This is a genomic window from Streptomyces sp. rh34, from assembly GCF_002551245.1.
GTDB lineage: Bacteria > Actinomycetota > Actinomycetes > Streptomycetales > Streptomycetaceae > Streptomyces.
The window spans coordinates 13,718-28,222 of sequence record NZ_NTGZ01000088.1 but is presented as its reverse complement, the minus strand read 5'-3'; the positions used below and the strand labels follow the sequence as shown (position 1 = coordinate 28,222).

Annotated in this window: 12 protein-coding genes and 2 pseudogenes; 10 read left to right on the top strand and 4 right to left on the bottom strand. The window is 73.6% G+C overall.

Annotated features, from left to right (window positions below; genetic code table 11):
• Together CR470_RS18110 and CR470_RS18105 are read left to right on the top strand one after the other, a co-directional pair.
• Window positions 1–342: pseudogene (locus tag CR470_RS18110) on the top strand (sensor histidine kinase); the annotation flags it as partial.
• 7 nt (window positions 343–349) lie between these two features.
• Complete coding sequence (locus tag CR470_RS18105) at window positions 350–1,153, top strand: response regulator (protein WP_257138764.1); 804 nt, start codon at window positions 350–352, stop codon at window positions 1,151–1,153.
• On the opposite strand, the pseudogene CR470_RS41500 reads toward CR470_RS18105, so the two are convergent.
• Both CR470_RS41500 and CR470_RS18095 read right to left on the bottom strand, forming a co-directional pair.
• Window positions 1,136–1,831 (bottom strand): annotated as a pseudogene (locus tag CR470_RS41500) (phosphatase PAP2 family protein); the annotation flags it as partial. The gene CR470_RS18105 and the pseudogene CR470_RS41500 sit on opposite strands and share 18 nt — an antisense overlap.
• Before the next feature lie 98 nt (window positions 1,832–1,929).
• Window positions 1,930–2,361 (bottom strand): GNAT family N-acetyltransferase, encoded by a 432-nt coding sequence (locus CR470_RS18095; RefSeq protein ID WP_097868631.1) that lies wholly within the window; start codon window positions 2,359–2,361, stop codon window positions 1,930–1,932.
• 143 nt (window positions 2,362–2,504) lie between these two features.
• Between CR470_RS18095 and CR470_RS18090 the strand changes: the two genes are divergently transcribed.
• The 4 genes from CR470_RS18090 (at window position 2,505) to CR470_RS18075 (ending at window position 8,542) form a co-directional block, all read left to right on the top strand.
• On the top strand, window positions 2,505–5,162 hold the full coding sequence (locus CR470_RS18090) for an alpha/beta fold hydrolase (protein ID WP_179892301.1): 2,658 nt from the start codon (window positions 2,505–2,507) through the stop codon (window positions 5,160–5,162).
• Complete coding sequence (locus CR470_RS18085; protein WP_097868630.1) at window positions 5,159–6,070, top strand: ABC transporter permease; 912 nt, start codon at window positions 5,159–5,161, stop codon at window positions 6,068–6,070. The genes CR470_RS18090 and CR470_RS18085 overlap by 4 nt, the downstream gene beginning before the upstream one ends.
• Before the next feature lie 240 nt (window positions 6,071–6,310).
• Window positions 6,311–7,912: a vWA domain-containing protein gene (locus CR470_RS18080; protein ID WP_097868629.1), complete on the top strand. Its 1,602-nt coding sequence runs from the start codon at window positions 6,311–6,313 to the stop codon at window positions 7,910–7,912.
• A gap of 162 nt (window positions 7,913–8,074) precedes the next feature.
• Window positions 8,075–8,542 carry an anthrone oxygenase family protein gene (locus CR470_RS18075; RefSeq protein ID WP_097868628.1) on the top strand — a complete coding sequence of 156 codons (468 nt, stop codon included), beginning with the start codon at window positions 8,075–8,077 and terminating at the stop codon, window positions 8,540–8,542.
• Between the two features lie 63 nt (window positions 8,543–8,605).
• On the opposite strand, the gene CR470_RS18070 is transcribed toward CR470_RS18075, so the two are convergent.
• Together CR470_RS18070 and CR470_RS18065 are read right to left on the bottom strand one after the other, a co-directional pair.
• A complete protein-coding gene (locus CR470_RS18070; protein ID WP_097868627.1) occupies window positions 8,606–9,178 on the bottom strand; it encodes a GNAT family N-acetyltransferase in 573 nt (190 codons plus the stop codon).
• A gap of 90 nt (window positions 9,179–9,268) precedes the next feature.
• Entirely contained in the window at window positions 9,269–10,144 is an 876-nt protein-coding gene (locus CR470_RS18065) for a peptidoglycan-binding protein (RefSeq protein WP_097868626.1), read from the bottom strand.
• Window positions 10,145–10,617: 473 nt separating this feature from the next.
• Between CR470_RS18065 and CR470_RS18060 the strand changes: the two genes are divergently transcribed.
• The 4 genes from CR470_RS18060 (at window position 10,618) to CR470_RS18045 (ending at window position 14,365) form a co-directional block, all read left to right on the top strand.
• The gene (locus tag CR470_RS18060; RefSeq protein WP_097868625.1) at window positions 10,618–11,793 is read left to right on the top strand and encodes a sensor histidine kinase; all 1,176 of its coding nucleotides are present in this window, start codon (window positions 10,618–10,620) and stop codon (window positions 11,791–11,793) included.
• 34 nt (window positions 11,794–11,827) lie between these two features.
• The gene (locus tag CR470_RS18055) at window positions 11,828–12,529 is read left to right on the top strand and encodes a response regulator (RefSeq protein ID WP_097868624.1); all 702 of its coding nucleotides are present in this window, start codon (window positions 11,828–11,830) and stop codon (window positions 12,527–12,529) included.
• Window positions 12,530–12,623: 94 nt separating this feature from the next.
• A complete protein-coding gene (locus CR470_RS18050; RefSeq protein WP_097868623.1) occupies window positions 12,624–13,568 on the top strand; it encodes an ATP-binding cassette domain-containing protein in 945 nt (314 codons plus the stop codon).
• A complete protein-coding gene (locus CR470_RS18045; RefSeq protein WP_179892300.1) occupies window positions 13,565–14,365 on the top strand; it encodes an ABC transporter permease subunit in 801 nt (266 codons plus the stop codon). The genes CR470_RS18050 and CR470_RS18045 overlap by 4 nt, the downstream gene beginning before the upstream one ends.
• The last annotated feature ends 140 nt before the right edge of the window (window positions 14,366–14,505 follow it).

The following is a 14,505-nucleotide window of genomic DNA, read 5'->3' as shown; positions in this document are numbered from 1 at the left end:
AGCCGCCGCACTCTGCTCTCCGCGCTGGCGGTGCCGCTGGCCGCGGGCGCGGTGCTGCTCGCCGGGGTGGGGATGTGGGAGACGGTGGCCGCGTCCCGGTCCGTCCTCGACCCGCGCGACTACGCCCGTCTGCGGGTGGGGCAGGATCGGTCCGACCTACGCAAGGTGCTGCCGGACCGGCAGTCGGTGGAGCGGCCGGCGGACGCCGGGCCGGAGGAACGAGGGGTGACGTGCGAGTTCTACGCGATGACGGCCGACCGCTTCGACGACCGGTCCGGAGACGCGTACCGGCTCTGCTTCCGGGACGGCAGGCTGGTCTCCCGCGACGCGCTGACACCGTGAGCGCCCGATGAGCCGGCCGGACGCCACCCGGGCGGCGGACTGGACCGGGGAGGCGCACACGGCCCCGGCGGCGCGCACGGCCCCGGCATGTACGGGCCCGGCGGACACGCCCCCGGCCGGGACGATCCGGGTCCTGGTCGCCGACGACGAGCCCATGATCCGCGCCGGGGTACGCGCCGTGCTCGCCACCGACCCGGGCATCGAGGTCGTCGCCGAGGCGGCCGACGGGCACGAGGCCGTCGAGCTGGTCCGGGCCCACCGCCCGCACGTGGCCGTCCTCGATGTGCGGATGCCGAGGGCCAACGGCATCGACGCCGCCGCCGAGATCCGTCGCACCCTGCCCGCCACCGGCGTCGTCATGCTGACCACGTTCGGCGAGGACGACTACATCCTGCGGGCGCTGAGCTCCGGGGCCGCCGGGTTCCTGATCAAGTCCGGTGAGCCCGAGGAACTCGTCGCCGGGGTGCGGGCCGTGGCCGAGGGCGCCGCCTATCTGTCACCGAAGGTCGCCGCCCGCGTGGTCGCGCACCTCGCGTCCACCGGGGCCGGAGCCCTGGCCGGCCGGCGGGACGCGGCCCGGGAGCGGGTCGCCGGGCTGACGCCCAGGGAGCGCGAAGTGCTGTCGTACCTCGGCGGCGGGCTGTCCAACGGGCAGATCGCCCGGCGGCTGCACCTGGTCGAAGGCACGGTCAAGGCGCACGTCAGCTCCGTCCTGGCCCGCCTCGGCGTCGACAACCGGGCCGCGGCCGCCGTCGTCGCCCACGAGGCCGGGATCCTGCCCCCACCCCCACCACCGCAGGAGCAGCGCTGAGACGAGCCGCTCGGCCGGGCGGCCCAGCACGAGCAGCACCGAGGCGACGACCGCCCCGCCGAGCAGGACGCCGGCGATCACGTCGTGCGGGTAGTGGACCCCCACCAGGACCCGCAGCAGTGCCGCCGCCACGGCCAACGGCAAGGTCACGGCGGCCAGTCGGGGCCGCCGCACCGCCAGCCCGACCGCGAGGGCGGCGGCCAGGGTGGCGTGGTTGCTCGGGAACGACCAGTCGCCCGGCTCGGGGCACGGGGCGACCGCCCGGGCACCGTCCACCGCCCGGCACGGACGCTCCTCGTCGACGACCAGCTTCAGCGCCTCGCTGACGGCGTACGCCACGACCGTCCCGGCGCCGATGAGCACGGCCCCCGCCACCGCGCCCGCGTCCCTGCGGCGTACCGCCGTCCAGCAGCCCCCGAGCAGCAGCAGGCCGAGAACGATCAGCGTGGCCTCGGAGGACAGCTCCAGAAGGTGACCCAGCCACCCCGGCCCGTCCCCGGCCGCTCCCGTCAGCGACCGGTAGGCGGATGCGGAGGCCCCCCGGGTGACCTCGGTCGGGCCGGGCTGCCCCAGGCCTCCGGGCGACAGCATCCCGATCACGGCCGCCGCCGTCCCCAGCAGAGCGGCCGATCCGAACAGCCGGACAGGCCGGTGGTGTTGATGTGTGTGCTTTGCCATGGGGCGAACGTACGAAGCCACGACGGCCCGGCGCGCGGGCCGAACGGCAGGAGCGTCCCCCGACGAACGTCAGGGTTGACGCTCCCTCCTCCTCCGGCTCAGTCCGACGCCCCTTCGGCCTCCCCGAGCTCCCACACCAGCATCCTGGCCCTCCCGTCGTCCCCCGCCCCCGCCGACCGGTACGTCACGAGGGCCGCCTCGTTGTCCTCCTCCACGCCGACCCACTGGTCGTGACACCCCCGCTTCCGGGCGAGGTCCACCAGCGCCAGCGTCAGGGCCCTGCCGATACCCCGGCGGCGGAACGGTTCGTCGACGCCGAGTTCGTACAGGCACATCTCCGTGCCCTTGTCCGGGTGCAGCATCTCGATGCCCGAGACGAAGCCCGCCGGGGCGCCGTCCACGTACGCGATCAGCATCACGTGACCGTCCGCCGCGAGGAAGCGGGCAGCCCATTCCTCACGGGGCGGTGCGTCGTAGAGGTGGCCGGCGGCCAGAAGTTCCGTGACGGTCGTGGCGCGACGAATGTCCACAATGGCCTCCCGAGGCAAAGGTTCTGCGGGCATTCTGTACCGCGTCCGGAGTACGGCGGAGGCGTTCCGTACCTCTCAGGGAGGCCGCCCACTTCCCCCTGACGGCACGCATCCGGCTTGCACCCTCCGCTTAGGGTCGAGGGATGGAGACCTCTACTGCTCGACGGTGGCGCCTGCTGCCCCGTACCCCCGCCCGGTGGGCCGCGGCCGCGGCCGTGCTCGCCGTGCTCGTGGGCGGCGGTACCTGGACCGCCGCCGTCGCCGACGACGGCACGCCCGCCGTGCAGCGCGAGGACCGGACGCTGCGCATGGACGGCGTGCCGATCGACACCTCGTACTTCCACGCCGAAGGCTCCGGCAAGCGGCCCGCCGTGCTCATCGGACACGGCTTCGGCGGCAGCAAGAACGACGTACGGGCCCAGGCCGAGAAGCTGGCCGCCGACGGATACGCCGTGCTGACCTGGTCGGCGCGCGGCTTCGGCGAGTCCGGCGGGCAGATCACCCTCAACGACCCCGCCCACGAGGTCAGGGACGTCTTGCGGCTCATCGACTGGCTCGCGGAGCGGCCCGAGGTGGAGCTCGACAAGCAGGGCGACCCCCGCGTCGGGCTCACCGGGGCCTCCTACGGCGGGGCCGTCTCCCTGCTCGCCGCCGGGCACGACGAGCGGGTCGACGCCATCGCGCCCGTGATCACCTACTGGAACCTCGCCGACGCCCTCTTCCCCGACGGGGTCTTCAAGAAGCTCTGGGCCGGGATCTTCATCACCACCGGCGGCGGCTGCGAGAAGTTCGAGAAGCGGCTCTGCGAGATGTACGAGCGGGTCGCCGTCAGCGGCAAGCCCGACGCGGAGGCCGTCAAGCTCCTCACCGAGCGGTCGCCGTCCGCCGTCGCCGACCGCATCAAGGTCCCCTCGCTCCTCCTCCAGGGTCAGTCCGACTCCCTCTTCCCGCTCGGCCAGGCCGACGCCATGCAGAAGGCCATCAGCGCCAACGGCGCACCCGTCTCCGTCGACTGGATCTCCGGCGGGCACGACGGCGGCGACAGTGAGACCGGACGCGTCGAAGGGCGCGTCGGGGACTGGTTCGACCGCTATCTCAAGGAGGACACCGGTACCGCCACCGGGCCCGCCTTCCGCGTCACCCGTACCGGAGGCGTCGACTCCACCGACGGCGCCGCCCTCCTGCGCGGCGCGAGCGGCGACACCTACCCGGGGCTGCGCGGCGGCGGCCGGGACATCGCGCTCGGCGGGGGGACGAAGACCTTCCGCAACCCGGCCGGCGCCGCACCGCCCGCCATCTCCGCCGTGCCCGGCGTCGGCGGCGGACTCGCCCAGCTCTCCTCCCTCGGCGTCGGGCTCTCGCTCGACTTCCCCGGACAGTTCGCCCGCTTCGAGTCCGCCCCGCTGGACACCTCCGTACGCGTCACCGGCACCCCCACCGTCACGGTGAACGTGAAGGCCGACGGCGACCGGGACGCGGTGCTCTTCGGCAAGGTGTACGACGTGTCGCCGGACGGCAGGCAGCAGGTGCTGCCCCACCAGCTCGTCGCCCCCTACCGGATCACCCCCGACCAGCAGGGCAAGCCCATCGAACTGGCCCTGCCCGCCGTGGACCACGCGTTCGACGCCGGACACCGGCTGCGGCTCGTGTTCTCCGCGACCGACCTCGGCTACGCGTCCCCGGCCGAGCCCGCCACGTACACCGTCACCGCCGACGGACCGCTGACCCTCCCCACCGCACCCGCCGTGAAGACCGCGGCGGCCGCCCTCCCGTGGTGGACCTGGGCCCTCCCGGCCGCTGCCCTCGTCATCGCGGCCGCTCTGCTGCTCACGGCCCGCCGCCGGACCGCGACGCCCGCGCCGGACCCCGCGCTCACCGACGTACCGCTCCAGATCACCGGCCTCTCGAAGAAGTACGCGAAGGCGGTCGACCGGTACGCCGTGCGCGAGCTGTCCTTCCACGTCGAGAAGGGCCAGGTCCTCGGCCTCCTCGGGCCCAACGGCGCGGGCAAGACGACGACGCTGCGCATGCTCATGGGGCTCATCACTCCCGACGAGGGCGAGATCCGCGTCTTCGGGCAGGCCATCCGGCCGGGTGCGCCGGTGCTGTCCCGGGTCGGGGCGTTCGTGGAGGGCGCGGGCTTCCTGCCGCACCTGTCCGGACGCGCCAACCTCGACCTGTACTGGCAGGCCACCGGACGCCCCGCCGAGGACGCCCACATCGACGAGGCCCTGGAGATCGCCGGCCTCGGGGACGCGCTCGCCCGTGCCGTACGGACGTACTCCCAGGGCATGCGGCAGCGGCTCGCCATCGCCCAGGCCATGCTCGGCATGCCGGACCTGCTGATCCTCGACGAGCCGACCAACGGGCTCGACCCGCCGCAGATCCGCGAGATGCGGGACGTGATGATCCGCTACGCGGCCGGCGGCCGTACCGTCATCGTCTCCAGCCACCTCCTCTCCGAGGTCGAGCAGTCCTGCACGCACCTGGTCGTCATGGACCGCGGCCGGCTCGTCCAGGCCGGACCGGTCGCCGAGATCACCGGATCCGGCGACATGATCCTGGTGACCACGGCGGACGAGGTGTCCGAGCCGCTGGCGGAGAAGGTCGCGTCCCTGGCCGGCATCGGCTCCGCCGTCCGCACCGACGACGGGCGCGGACTCCTCGTCCGCCTCGACGGGGCCACCACCTCCCGGCTCGTCTCCGATCTCGTCCGGCTCGACGTCCCGGTCACCGGCGTCGGACCGCACCGCCGCCTGGAGGACGCCTTCCTCACCCTCATCTCCGGAGGAGCAGCATGAGCGCCCCCGTCCAGCCCCCCGAGGTCCGGGTGGCGACCGAACACCCGGAAGCTTCCGGTTACCGCGCCCGGCGCACCCTTCCCCTCCGCGTCGAGGCCATGCGGCAGTTGCGCAGACGGCGCACCCTGCTGATGGGCGGAATCCTCGCCGCCCTCCCCTTCATCCTGATCATCGCCTTCGCGATCGGCGGCACGCCGGACGGCGAGGACGGCGGAGGAGGCGGCAGGGGCGGCGGGCGGTTGAACCTGATGGATGTGGCGACCGAGTCCGCCGCGAACTTCGCCGCCACCTCGCTGTTCCTCTCGGCCGGATTCCTGCTGGTGGTGCCGGTGGCCCTGTTCTGCGGGGACACCGTCGCCTCCGAGGCGAGCTGGTCCTCGCTGCGCTATCTGCTCGCCGCGCCCGTCCCGCGCGTGCGGCTGCTGTGGTCCAAGCTCGTCGTCGCCCTCGGGTTCAGCCTGGCCGCGATGGTGCTGCTGCCGCTCGTCGCGCTGGCGGCGGGCACGGCGGCCTACGGGTGGGGACCGCTGAAACTGCCCACCGGGGGAGCGCTGTCCGCCGGGGACACCGTGCCCCGCCTCGCTATCGTCGTGGCGTTCATCTTCGTCTCCCAACTGGTCACCGCGGGCCTGGCGTTCTGGCTGTCCACGAAGACGGACGCCCCGCTCGGCGCGGTCGGCGGCGCGGTGGGCCTCACCATCGTCGGCAATGTGCTCGACGCGGTCACCGCACTCGGCTCCTGGCGCGACTTCCTGCCCGCGCACTGGCAGTTCGCCTGGGCCGACGCCCTCCAGCCGCAACTGGAGTGGGGCGGCATGATCAAGGGGACGGCCGTATCAGTGACCTATGCCCTGATCCTGTTCGCACTGGCCTTCCGCGGGTTCAGTCGTAAGGACATCGTGTCCTGAACCTGATGTTCCGCCGGTTTCCTGCCCGCTGTTGCCGCATCGAGATGGTTCCGCAACGCTTTCGTCGACTCCGGTCGGCGACCTCGTACGTCACATTCACAGATGTCGAGGACATCGTGACGACGTGGGGGGTTACACATGCGGCAGGTAAGCCGGCGACACGAGAAGCGGGCGGAAGGCTGGGCGGAAGGCTGGGCAGGAGTCCGGGAGGGAGGCCGGGCAAGGGGCCGGGCGGGAGCCATGGCGCTCCTGCTGGCGGGCGCCATGGTCCTCACCGCGTGCGGCAGCGGCGACAGCGCCTCGGGCGGCAAGCGCGAACTGAGTTCGGACACGCGCAACGGTCAGGGATCGACCGGCGGCGGACAGCCCGCGCCGGACGGGGCGGCGCCCGAGAAGGGCCGGTCGGCCGCACCGGCGGGTGAGTCCGGGGACGTGGCCAGGCTGGACGTCCCGCCGCCCGACTACCTCTCCACCTTCGCCCTGGACGTGGACACCGCCAGCTACGGCTACGCGCGCCGCACCCTCGGCGACGGCAGGCTGCCCTCTCCCGAGGAGGTGCGCCCCGAGGAGTTCGTCAACAGTTTCCGTCAGGGGTACGAACGGCCGAAGGGCTCCGGCTTCTCGGTGAACGTCGACGGGGCACGCATCGGCTCCGGGAAGGGCGGGGGTGGTGGAACCGGAGCCTCCGACTGGTCGCTGCTCCGCGTCGGCCTGGCCACCGAGGCCGCCCCGGCGACCGCTGAGCGGCCACCCGCGTCCCTCACGTTCGTCGTCGACATCTCGGGGTCCATGGCCGAGACCGGCCGCCTGGACCTGGTCAGGAAGTCCCTGACCGTCCTCACCGACGAACTGCGCGACGATGACTCCATCTCCCTGGTCACCTTCAGCGACGAGGCCGAGACCCGGCTGCCGATGACCCGGCTCAAGGGCAACCGGAACCGGATCAAGGTCGCGGTGGAGGAGATGCGGCCCGCGCAGTCCACCAACGTCGAGGCGGGCATCACCCTCGGCTACGAGGAGTCCGTCGAGGGCCACCGCAAGGGCGCCACCAACCGGGTCGTGCTCCTCTCCGACGCGCTGGCCAACACCGGCGACACCAACGCCGACGGCATCCTGGAGAAGATCGACTCCGCCCGCCGCGAACACGGCATCACCCTCTTCGGCGTCGGCGTCGGCAGCGACTACGGCGACGCGTTCATGGAGCGGCTCACCAACAAGGGCGACGGGAACACCACGTACGTCGGTGACGAGGAGCAGGCCCGCAAGGTCTTCGTCGACCAGCTCCCCGCCCACCTGGAGATCCGGGCCCGCGACGCCAAGGCCCAGGTGGCGTTCGACCGGAAGACCGTGAAGAGTTTCCGGCTGATCGGCTACGAGAACCGCAAGGTCGCCGACGAGGACTTCCGCGACGACAGCGTCGACGGCGGCGAGGTCGGCCCCGGCCACACGGTGACCGCTCTGTACGCCGTACGGCTGCGCGAGGGCGCGTCCGGCACCGTGGCCAAGGCCACCGTGCGCTGGCTCGACCCCAAGACCCGCGAGGCCCGGGAGGAGACCGGAACCGCGACGACCGGGGCGATCGGCGGACCTCTGTGGGGCGACGCGGACGACCGTCTCCAAGTAGCGGCGGTCGCCGCCTACTTCGCCGACCGCCTGCGAGGCGGCGACCTGCCCGGCGCACCCGGCCTCGGCGAACTCGCCTCCCGGGCCGCCGGGCTGGCGGAGGCGACCGAGGACAGTTCCGTCACGAAGCTGGCCAAGGCCATCGGACAGGCGGACCGGATCCAGGGCGGCTCCACAACGGACGGCGAGCCGGAAACGGGCGAGGGCGAGATCGGCTGAGGCGGAGCGGCCGGAGCGGCCGGAGCGGCCCGGGTGAACCCGTTCGGGTCGTTCGGGTCGCTCCGGCCGCTCGGGGCGGGAGGGGTGGCGGGCCGTGTCACCCGGCCGAATCGGTTCGCACGGCCATTCGAAATTGGGCCCTGCGAACCACCGTTCCGGGCCATGATGTCCGCCATGACCTCCCTCCTCCTGGTGCTCGCCACGATCGTCAACGGCCTCTACGCGGGCTTCATGCTGACCTTCCTGATCGCGATCATGCCCGGCCTCGCCGACCTGACGGACGAGCAGTTCACGGCGGCCATGCGCCGCTTCAACGAAAAGGTCCCCGGCCCGGTCTTCCTGGTCCTGTTCCTCGGCGCCGTCGCGCTGCCCGCCGCCGCGTTCTTCACCGGCCTCGGCGAGCACGGCGAGGCGGCGGGTCCCGCCATCCTGGGGGCGCTGATCTGCGGGGTGGCCGGTCACCTGGTGACCGTGGTCGGGAACATCCCGCTCAACAACGCTCTCGCCGCCTCCGAGGGCGGCGACGACAGCGCGGCCCGCGCGGCCTTCGAATCCCGCTGGAACACCCTCCACCAGGTGCGTACCGCGTTCTCGCTCGTGGCGTGCGTCCTGCTGGCCATCGCGCTGTAGGGCGGAACGCCCCCTCCGTACGAGGGCGGGGCGGCGGGTTCCCTCCGCACGCGGGTGGGCCGGCTACCGGCGGCCTCCCGCCTCGGCCCGCCGCGGATGACGCGGGCCGAGCAGCACCACGAGAGCGGCCGCGCCGGGCACGGGCGTGTCGACCCGCCGCCAGCCGGCCCGCTCGTAGAGGCGCAGCGCCGCCTCGGCCCGCACGGAGGTCAGCAGCCAGCAACGGCCGTCCGGGGCGGGCCCCGTCACCGCGTGCAGCAGCGCCGCGCCGAGCCCCGTACCGTGCGCCTCCGGTGCCACCGCCAGCTCGTTCACCTCCACCGCGCCGCAGAGCCACGCCCGCGTCCGCCCGGGGCCGAGGGCCTCGGCGACCTGTCCGTAACTGCGGTCGGCGGGAAAGACCTCCGGGGTGAGCCAGGCCGTGGCGAAACCGGTCACCGACCCCCCGGCCGTCGCGACCGCCGCCGTGAACCCGGGCCGGAGCGCGTCCCGCGCGAGCCGCTCCGCGTAGCTGTCGGCCTGTGCCGGATCCTCGTTCCAGGGCGGGGCTGCGAACGCCCGCGCGTACACGTCGCGGATGCCGTCGGCGTACCGGTTCAGCTCCCCGGCCTCCACCGTTCGTACCTCGGCCGTCATCGCACCGTCCCTCGCGGTTCGTCGGCGTACGCGTCGTCCGGCTTCTTCACCTCCTGGGGAAAGAAGGGGGAGGAGCCGGACGCGCCTCCGTCACACGTTCGGCACCTTGAGCCGGTCCCAACTGGTCTTGCCGGGGATGCCGTCCGCGTCGCCGCCCGTGTAGCCCAGCTTGCGCTGCCAGGCGGCGTACGACTTCCGGTCGGCCTCGGACCAGGACGGGCCGGGACCCACCGTGTACCTGCCGCAACCCTCGGACACCAGACGCTTGCCCATCGCCGTGATGACCGCGCTCTTGCGGCCGACCCTGAAGAACGCGGCGCCCGGGTACGGCTCGTACGTGGGCTTCGGCGGCGGATCGGAGGGGCCGTCCGGGGAGCCGCCCAGCCGCTTGCCGATCCGCGAACGCATCGAGTTCATGGTGAACCCGCGCGGATCGACCTTGCCCGGCTGCCACTCCAGGTGGCCGATCACCGACCGCTGCGACCAGCCGTGCGCCCGGCAGACGGCGGCGGCCGCCCGCTCGATCGCCAGCAGTTGGGCGGCCGGCCAGGGATCCTTGCCGTCACCGAGGTTGACGCACTCGAAGCCGTAGAAGTGGCGGTTGCCGTCGGTGTTGGCCTCGTTGTCCGGCGGCAGCGCCTTCTCCGCGACGACGGCGCGCAGGACGTCATCGTCGCCGAGCCCGGCGTGGTTGGCCCGCCCGTTCCCCACGAGGTGGACGGACCCGTCCTTGGCGATGACCCCGTGGCACAGCGGGCCGGGCAGGGCGGAGTGGCCGTTGTAGCAGAGTTCGACCGAGGACGCGGTGCCCGAGGTGACGGTGTGATGGATCATCACCCCGTGCGTCGGGCCCCAGGGCCCCTTGTGGTTCCGGTTGTTGGTACGCCAGCTCCGGTGTTCGACGACGTGGAGGCCTTCGTCGCGGAGGGCTTTGAGCAGTCTGGCTGCAGACAGCGGCGTCGCCATCGCGGCGCTCCTTTCCCTGATGGTGCGTAGTTCACGCGGGCGCTTCGGTGTGCGGTGTCGGCGGGACCGGCGGGCGGACGACGGCACGGAGCCGCGTACGCCCGCCGGGTGGCGGGATGGTCGGGAGCGCCCTGCGGCGGTGGTTCCGCCTTCGGGCCTACCTGAGCGATTTGCCCGCTCCCACGCCCTGCCGAACGTCCTGCCGGACGGAAGGTTGCGCCGTGCCCGAACTCTCGTCCGGGTATGCCCGAACTCCTGCCCGATGTGCACCGTGCCGGGGCCCGCGACACAACGCCCGCGGGCCCCGGCCGCGCTGCCGCCGCGACCCCGCCACGCCCCCTCCGCACTCCGGCACCACGCCCCTCCCGTAACAGAGGCCGGGCCCCCGGCCCCCTCCGTACGGCCGGGCGCGGACCGGTGTACTCCCGCCGGCGTATGCGGCCGGACGCCCCGCCTCCTACCGTGAGGGGGTGATGACCTTCGACCGCCTGGCCGCCCGTGCGCGGGCTCTGCCGCCGATCGTCGTGGATCTGCTGGTGGTGGCGGTGGTGGGGGTGTTCACCACCGCCGACGCGGCCGTCAACGAGCCCGGCTACCGGCAGGCCGACGCGCTGACCTGGGGTCTCCTCGTGGTCTCCCTGGCGGCGCTCGCCTGCCGCCGCCGCCGGCCCGTTGCGGTGGTCTGCGTGACCGGGGCGGCCTGCGCCGGGTGGGCGCTGCACGGGCACATCGGCGAACTGCTGAACCTCCCGGTGATCGTGGCGCTGTACACGGTCGCGGTGCTGGGCGACCGCCGCCGCACCCTCTGGACCGGGGTGATCGCCGCGACGGTCTCGGGCGCTGTGGCGCTGAAGGTCGGCCGGGACGTGGTCAACCCGCAGGGGCTGCCCGTCCTGGAGATGGTCTGGCCGCTCGTCCCGCTGCTCCTGGGCGAGGTGGTGCGCACCCGCCGGGAACTGCTGGCGGAGTACGCGGCGCGCGCCGCGCGGGCCGAGGAGGACCGTGAGCGGGAGGCCGCCCGCCGGGTCCGCCAGGAGCGGGCGCGGGTCGCCCGGGAGATCCACGACATCCTCGCCCACACGGTGAGCGCGATGACGGTGCAGGCCGGGGTGGCCCTCGACGCGCTGGACACCGCGCCGGAGGTGTCGCGGCAGGCGATGGCGCAGGTGCGCGCCTCCGGCAAGGAAGCCGTACGGGAACTGCGCGCCACGCTGTCCGTCCTGCGCGCGACGGAGTCCACGGCGCCGGCCCCCCGCCTCGGCCAGCTGGACGAGCTGGTCGCGGGGATCGAGGCGGGCGGGGTGCGGGTCAGCCTGCGGCGGGACGCGGAGGGCGCCGCCCTGCCCGCGGTCGTCGAGGCCACGGCGTACCGGATCGTGCAGGAGGCGCTGACCAACGTGGTGAAGCACTCCGCGGCGCGCCACGCCGCGGTGTCGGTGACCCGCGACGCCACCCGGCTGACCGTCGAGGTCGTGGACGACGGTCCCCCGGCGCAGCCGCCCGCCGTCCCGCCCGCCGACCGGGGTTTCGGCCTGATCGGCATGCGGGAGCGGGCGGTCGCGGTGGGCGGCGGCGTCACGTACGGTCCGGTGCCGGGCGGCGGATTCCGCGTCTGCGCCGAACTGCCGACGGAGGGAACGGCCTCATGAACGCGACGCCGCACGGAACCGGGGGAGCGGCCCCGTGAACGAGCGGGTGGAGAGCGCGCCGGGGACGCCGGGGACCGTCCGTGTGGTCCTCGCCGACGACCAGACGGTCGTACGGGCCGGATTCCGGGCCCTGCTCGACCTCACCGACGACCTGGTCGTCGTCGCGGAGGCCGCCGACGGGGCCCGGGCCGTCGAGGCGGTCCGCACGACCCGCCCGGACGTCGTGCTGATGGACATCCGGATGCCCGGCGTCGACGGCCTGGAGGCCACCCGCCGGATCGCCGCGGACCGCTCCCTGGACCGGGTCCGCGTGGTCATGCTCACCACGTACCAGGTCGACGCGTACGTCTTCGAGGCCCTCCGGCACGGCGCCGCGGGCTTTCTGCTGAAGGACATCGAGCCGGACGACCTGCGCGCCGCGATCCGCACGGTCGCGGCGGGCCGGAGCCTGCTCGCCCCCGCCGTCACCCGCCAGGTGATCGAGGAGTTCGCCCGGCTGAAGGCCCCCGAGGCGGCGGGCGCCGAACGGCTCGCGGTGCTGACCGGCCGGGAGCGTGAGGTGATGGCGCTCGTCGCCGCCGGGCTGTCCAACGAGGAGATCGGCAAGGCGCTGGTCATGAGCCCGCTGACCGCGAAGACCCATGTCAGCCGGACCATGACGAAGCTCGGCGCCCGCGACCGGGCCCAGCTGGTGGTCCTCGCCTACGAAACGGGCCTGGTCAGGGCGGGAGGCTGACGACAGGGCGCAGGGGCGCCCTACTCCGGCGGGAGCAGGCAGCGACTCCCGCCGGAGGATTCGCCATCGGCCCGCCGCTCGTAGCGTCGGCCGCATGATCGAAGCAACGGAACTCACCAAACGCTACGGCGGGCGAACCGCCGTCGACCGGCTGTCGTTCATGGTCCGGCCGGGCCGGGTGACCGGCTTCCTCGGCCCTAACGGCGCCGGGAAATCGACCACCATGCGCCTGATCCTGGGCCTCGACTCCGCGAGCGCGGGACGCGTCACCGTGGGCGGCCGGGCCTATGCGGACCTGCCCGTACCGCTCCGGGCGGTCGGCTCGCTGCTCGACGCCAAGGGCGTCCACGGAGGCCGCTCCGCCTACCACCACCTGGCCGGCCTCGCCGCGAGCAACGGCATCCCGCGCCGCCGGGTCGAGGAGGTGCTGGATCTGGTCGGCCTCCCCGCGGAGACGGCCCGCAGGCGCACCAAGGGCTTCTCGCTCGGCATGGGCCAGCGGCTGGGCATCGCGGCGGCGCTGATCGGGGACCCGGAGGTGCTGATCCTCGACGAACCGGTCAACGGCCTCGACACCGAGGGCATCCGCTGGATCCGCGAACTCATGAAGTCCCTGGCGGCGGAGGGCCGCACGGTCTTCCTCTCCAGCCACCTCATGAGCGAGATGGAACTGACGGCCGACCACCTCATCGTGATCGGACAGGGCCGGCTCATCGCGGACACGACCATGCGCGACTTCATCGAGACCAACTCCCGCGCGCACACCCTCGTCAGGTCCCCCGAACCGGAACGGCTGCGCACCCTGCTGGAAGCGGCCGGAGCACACGTACGGCTGGACGCCCGGGGCGGCTGGCGGGTCGACGGCCCCGACGCCCCGGCCATCGGCGACCTGGCCCGCGACCACGGGGTCGCCGTCCACGAACTCACCCCCGCCCACTCCTCCTTGGAGGAGGTCTACACGGCGCTGTCGCAGTCCTCGGTGGAATACCGGGCCGAGGACAGGAGCCCGTCGGCGTTCCGTGAGGAGACAGTCCGATGACTACCACCACGACCACGCCCGCCCTGTCCGGCACCCGCCGGAACCGGAAGCGGACCGGCTTCCGGGAGGCGCTCGCCTACGAATGGATCAAGTTCCGCAGCGTGCGCTCCACGGTGTGGACGACCGCGGCCACCGCCGTACTGCCCGTCATCGGTGCGGTGTTCATCGCCGCCACCGGCAGCCTGCAACCCGACGACACCGTCCTCGGCGGCAGCCTCACGCTCACTGTCGTCGCCCAGATGCTGGCCGCGGTCGTCGGGGCGCTCGTCGCCTCGGGGGAGTACAGCAGCGGCACCATCCGTACGACGTTCGCCGCCTGCCCCCGCCGGGGCAGGGTCCTCGCCGCCAAGGCGACCCTGGTGGCGAGCGTGATGTACCTCCTCGCCCTGGCCTCCTGCACGGCCGCCTACCTCGTCGGGGACGCCATGCTGCCGGAGGGCCGGTACGCGCAGGGCGAGCCGCTGCCCGCCCTGTTCGGCATCGCCGCGTCCTTCGCGGTGGCCGCCGTGCTCGGCCTCGCCGTCGGCGCCCTCGTACGCCACTCCGCCGGTGCGGTCACCACGGTGATCGGCCTGCTGCTCCTGCCGTCCCTGTTCGGCCCCCTCTTCGGCGACGCCGAACGCTGGGTCGCCGGACTCTCCCCGACGGCCGCCCTGGAGAAGCTCACCCAGACCTCGGACGCCGCCGCAGACACGGTGGGCAGCCTGGGCCCCTGGCCCTCGCTGCTCCTGGTCGCCGCCTGTACGACGGCGCTCACGCTCGGGGCCCTGCTGCTGCTCCGGCGGCGGGACGCGTGATGCGGACGCGGACGCGACGCGTGATGCGGGCAGGGCGTGCGATGCGGACGGGGCGTGCGAAGCCGGCGGCGCGCGGCGGCGCGCGTGCCGCCGCTTATGCCGACGTGACGCCGTGCTCGCTAACGTGCCCCTGACCGACG

Bases quoted from the DNA above. Each gene is read 5' to 3' on its own strand.
- CR470_RS18105 (WP_257138764.1), top strand. From the start codon at position 350: ATGAGCCGGCCGGACGCCACCCGGGCGGCGGACTGGACCGGGGAGGCG.
- CR470_RS18090 (WP_179892301.1), top strand. From the start codon at position 2,505: ATGGAGACCTCTACTGCTCGACGGTGGCGCCTGCTGCCCCGTACCCCC.
- CR470_RS18085 (WP_097868630.1), top strand. From the start codon at position 5,159: ATGAGCGCCCCCGTCCAGCCCCCCGAGGTCCGGGTGGCGACCGAACAC.
- CR470_RS18080 (WP_097868629.1), top strand. From the start codon at position 6,311: ATGGCGCTCCTGCTGGCGGGCGCCATGGTCCTCACCGCGTGCGGCAGC.
- CR470_RS18075 (WP_097868628.1), top strand. From the start codon at position 8,075: ATGATGTCCGCCATGACCTCCCTCCTCCTGGTGCTCGCCACGATCGTC.
- CR470_RS18070 (WP_097868627.1), bottom strand. From the start codon at position 9,178: ATGACGGCCGAGGTACGAACGGTGGAGGCCGGGGAGCTGAACCGGTAC.
- CR470_RS18065 (WP_097868626.1), bottom strand. From the start codon at position 10,144: ATGGCGACGCCGCTGTCTGCAGCCAGACTGCTCAAAGCCCTCCGCGAC.
- CR470_RS18060 (WP_097868625.1), top strand. From the start codon at position 10,618: ATGACCTTCGACCGCCTGGCCGCCCGTGCGCGGGCTCTGCCGCCGATC.
- CR470_RS18050 (WP_097868623.1), top strand. From the start codon at position 12,624: ATGATCGAAGCAACGGAACTCACCAAACGCTACGGCGGGCGAACCGCC.
- CR470_RS18045 (WP_179892300.1), top strand. From the start codon at position 13,565: ATGACTACCACCACGACCACGCCCGCCCTGTCCGGCACCCGCCGGAAC.